General features: G+C 44.8%; 1 protein-coding gene and 1 pseudogene. One reads left to right on the top strand and one right to left on the bottom strand.

Features of this window, described 5'->3' with window-relative positions; translation table 11 throughout:
- Positions 1-894: pseudogene (locus AB4653_RS18745) on the bottom strand (transcriptional regulator MalT); the annotation flags it as partial.
- A gap of 566 nt (positions 895-1,460) precedes the next feature.
- Between AB4653_RS18745 and glgP the strand changes: the two are divergent.
- Positions 1,461-2,796, top strand: a 1,336-nt coding sequence (gene glgP / locus AB4653_RS18740; protein WP_372104968.1) for a glycogen/starch/alpha-glucan family phosphorylase, incomplete at its 3' end; no start/stop codon positions are given.

Below are 2,796 nucleotides of genomic sequence, written 5' to 3'. Positions count from 1 at the left end.
GATCATACCCAGTGCGTCTTCACGTTGTGTTAGCGCACAAACCAGTTCGTCGTTGAAGTGGTCAAGCACTGAACACTGCATCAAGAACTGTCGAGTTTCTTTGTCTAACAGGTCGAAAACCTCTTCAACCAAGTAGTCCCAAAGATGGGCTTGATTAAAGTGGGAGAAGGACTCAGCAGACTGCGCAAGCGTACGTTTTTGATGTTGGGCTTGCAGCGCAATAAGTTGAAGTGCAGAAGGCCAACCCTCTACATAGGTACAAATACTGTCTGCCGTTGTGTCATCAATACCATCGGCAACACGCTGATTAAAAAAGCGCGTCGTCTCTTCGGTATCAAAAGCCAGCGAGTCATTACCTAATTCGATCATTAAGTCTCGAACGCGCAGGTTTGCCGTACCTAGGGGTGGTGTACCCCGACTGGTTACAACCAGCGTAAGATTGTCGGGCATGTGTTTGAGGAAAAAGCGCATTGCTTCTTGAATGTCATCATTGTTGACTAAATGGTAGTCGTCTAAAACAAGAAAACATTCATGATGATAGTCCGACATCTCGGCGAATACTTCGCTCAATAAAGAATGCAGCGATGAAAACTGTCGTTTCTCTGCCAGTTTTTGGGCATTGGGACAGGAGTTTTGAGTCGCTTTATTGAGTGATTGGAGTAGGTAGTTGATAAAACGGAAGGCATCGTTGTCACTATCATCGATGCTGTACCAACCCACATTCGGCTTATCTAATAGCCACTGTGCAGCCATAGTGGTCTTGCCATAGCCCGCAGGAGAGCGGAACAATACAAGCTTATAGCAATCTGCGTTCTGGAGCAGATCGAGAACCCTAGGTCGTAGGATTGCATTATGTAAGCGGCCGGGACGAGTCAGTTTCGAAGGGATCCACATGTCGAAGTTTTTCACCTATTCCGTGGCCTATGTTCTGGGGATTCTAAAACCGTAAAAGAGTTGCCCAATCACATCTGCCTAATTACTTAAGTCTGTGCTTATGTTACGTGAAGAAAAATGGCACCGACTATGATTCTCCTCAGAAACCTTGCGGTCTTGCATGTTTTTAGCTTTCTACGCCCTTAATTTGTGACTTTGCTCACATTACGTGGTGGTTTGTGAATGTGACTTTGTTCGGTCTTACACTGAGATTTATGTAAAAGATGAGATATGGAAAATAATTTCGTGATCTCAAACTCAGATTTGCTAATCAGTTTATTCCGGTTAAATAAAACTCACATCAATTAACGTTAAGTTATCGAACGGGAGCTTGTGATCTTAGTCACTCCAACTTTTTGTTCGAAGTTAGAACATGAGAGTCAGATCACTAACCTTACATCGGTACGCCCCCTACGCCCTCTCATCTACTCCTAGTTAGTCGTATTAACGGGAGGATGTTTAGTTAATGGTGACCATGCACGATATGTCACAGATGAATTAGAACTATTAAAAGCGAGATTTCTGAAATGAAACCAACTCAGCAAAAAACTTTCGATAAAGTGTCGTTCCAAGAAAGCGTTAAAAAGCATTTATCTGCAACTTACGCAACAACGATTGAAAACGCAGATAGCCGCGCATGGTACCTAGCAATGGGGCGTGCGCTAGCAGAATTGACAACATTTGATCTGCTAGAAACTGAAAATGATGAAAAAATCAAAAACGCGAAGAGCGTTAACTACCTTTCATTAGAGTTTTTGATTGGTCGTCTAACAGGTAACAACCTGATCAGCATGGGTCTGTACGAACAGATTACTCATGCAATGGAAGAGCTAGGCCAAAACCTAACTGACCTTCTAGAAGAAGAACGCGACCCATCGCTAGGTAATGGTGGTCTTGGTCGTCTTGCTGCTTGTTTTATGGATTCTTGTGCTGCACAAGAGTACCCAACAGTAGGCTACGGTCTTCACTACGAATACGGCCTATTCAAACAGTCTTTCCAAGATGGTCGTCAACAAGAAGCACCAGACGCATGGCGTGGTGTTGAAGGTTACCCATGGGAAGTCGCTCGTCCAGAGCTAGCACAACACATTGGTTTTTACGGTCATGTAGAAGTTGAATTCATCGACGGTAAAGAAGTTCGTACTTGGGTTCCAGGTATGGAAGTAAAAGCAATGCCTTGGGATCTACCAATCGTAGGTTACGAGTCAAACACGGTTTACCCATTGCGTCTTTGGGAATGTCAGGCAATTGCACCATTCTCACTAGCAAGCTTTAACAACGGTGATTACTTCGAAGCGCAACACTCGCTAATCGATGCAGGTAACATCACTAAAGTACTTTACCCGAACGACAACCACGAGAAAGGTAAGACACTGCGTCTAATGCAGCAGTACTTCCACTCAGCAGCGTCAGTTCGCGATATTCTACGCCGCCACGAAGCCGCAGGTTTCTCTCTAGAAGATCTGCCTAAGCAAGAAACGATTCAGCTGAACGACACGCACCCAACGATTGCGATTCCTGAGCTAATGCGCATCTTGATCGACGAGAAAGGTCTATCTTGGGATCAAGCATGGGAAATCAGTGCACATACGTTCGCGTACACGAACCACACACTACTTCCAGAAGCACTAGAGACTTGGTCTGAATCGCTGATCAACCGTCTTCTTCCACGTCACATGGAAATCATTTTTGAAATCAACCACCGCTTCATGCAAGAAGTTCGCAAGATGTGGCCTGGTGACGGTGAGAAACAAGCGAAGCTTTCTATCATCCAAGAAGGTTTCCACCGCATGGTTCGCATGGCAAACCTATGTGTGATTGGTTCTTACAAAGTAAACGGTGTAGCCGCACTTCACTCTCAAC

The sequence above is a fragment of the Vibrio sp. 10N.222.48.A3 genome (genome assembly GCF_041475345.1).
Classification (GTDB): domain Bacteria; phylum Pseudomonadota; class Gammaproteobacteria; order Enterobacterales; family Vibrionaceae; genus Vibrio; species Vibrio tasmaniensis_A.
Note: the sequence above shows the minus strand (reverse complement) of the source record. Positions and strands in the feature narration are given on the sequence as shown.